Source organism: Streptomyces sp. NPDC101166 (assembly GCF_044768125.1).
Lineage (GTDB): Bacteria > Actinomycetota > Actinomycetes > Streptomycetales > Streptomycetaceae > Streptomyces.
This window is the reverse complement of record NZ_JBIWPF010000154.1, coordinates 1-1,323: the sequence shown is the minus strand read 5'-3', so window position 1 is coordinate 1,323 and position 1,323 is coordinate 1. Positions and strand designations below refer to the sequence as shown.

Here is a 1,323-nt window from a genome sequence, read left to right as displayed (position 1 = left end):
CTCGGGCTCTCGGTGCAGCGCGCGGTGCTCAACTCGATCGGTGAGATGGTGCTCGAGGTGCCGGCGGCGGTCGAGGCGTACTTCGCGGTCTCCCCGGATCTGCACGTGCTGGTGTGGCGGGCGCTGGTGGCGGTGTGGGAATCCGACGCCGGTCCGAGTGAGGCGCAACTGGCGCTGTTCGAGGATCTTTTCGGCATGTACCACCGGAAAGTGGTGGCGCGCTTCGAGGAACTGGTCGGCGCGGCCGGATCCGGCGCCGCCGGTGTGGTGGCCGCGACCGCGTGAGTTCGGGCCGACGGGTCGGTCTCGTCTCAGACAACCCCTCTTGGCAGAATTCTCGGTAATTTTCAGCGCCCGAATTGGGAGCTATTGACCGATTACCGCGTTCATGATGGTGCCCGCGCTCGTCGCCACGATGCCGCCGACGAGCGCGCCGGCCACCTGTTTGGGCGACTGTAAACCGCTGCCGCTCCACTTTTCCCACGCGAAGCGACCGCCCGCGTAGGTGATGGCGAGGACTCCGGAAAGCAGCACGAACCAGGTGAAATACCGGACCAGCCGCATCAGCTTGTCGGCCGCGGGCGGGGTCTCGGGCGTGGGATCGACGATCTGCGCGTGCTGAATCTGGGTCAGCAGCTCGTGGGCGGCAATAAGAAGAAACATCTCGGCGCTCTTCCACACGGGGGCAATTCACCCTCCGGGGTACTCGCCGGACCCACTGTCACGCAAGGGAAGTCGTGTTCTTGTTCGTCATCGGGCATCGACGCGAACGCAATAGTGCGCGCGCCCGATACGATCAGTCCACGTCGTTGTCGGCGGACAGGTACGCTATTGCCGCCAGATACTGCCGGCAGGCGAAGTGCTGGTCGTGCGCGCGGAGGACGGCGCGGGCCTGGCGGTAGGTGAGGGTGCGTGGTTCCGCCTCGCAGTCACCGGACTGGTCGCCGCGAGCGGCGGCATCGGTGGGACGGACGAGCATCTGCGTCATGGGATGCCTCTGGCCGAGTGGGGGATTGGTGCACCGAGTTTAGGAGCTCGGATCGTGCAGATGCAAGCACATCTGCACGCTCGTCACGGGTATCGAGGAGAGATTCCGGCGTCACGTGACCTTTCGGACATAGGGTTCCGGAACAATCGGGCGAACGGGACGAACTGACCCGAATTCTCCGCTCCCCCTTCGCAACTTCGCTCTTGGGCGTGGGTTCCAAGATCAAATCTGTTGTGTTGCAAAGGATGTGCCTCGCCGAGGCCATCGATCATGGGCTACCTGCGTGCTATCGTCGTGCTTGCGGTTGCAACTGTAAGTACATCTGATCGAACAAT

At 63.7% G+C, this 1,323-nt stretch carries 3 protein-coding genes; 1 reads left to right on the top strand and 2 read right to left on the bottom strand.

Annotation, left to right across the window (positions count from 1 at the left end):
• A partial coding sequence (locus ACIRS4_RS37255; RefSeq protein ID WP_404204563.1) for a hypothetical protein occupies window positions 1-285 on the top strand: 285 nt, incomplete at its 5' end.
• Between the two features lie 81 nt (window positions 286-366).
• Here ACIRS4_RS37255 and ACIRS4_RS37250 read toward each other — a convergent pair.
• The gene (locus ACIRS4_RS37250; protein ID WP_404204561.1) at window positions 367-681 is read right to left on the bottom strand and encodes a hypothetical protein; all 315 of its coding nucleotides are present in this window, start codon (window positions 679-681) and stop codon (window positions 367-369) included.
• 115 nt (window positions 682-796) lie between these two features.
• Entirely contained in the window at window positions 797-988 is a 192-nt protein-coding gene (locus tag ACIRS4_RS37245) for a hypothetical protein (protein WP_357084766.1), read from the bottom strand.
• Between the last annotated feature and the right edge of the window lie 335 nt (window positions 989-1,323).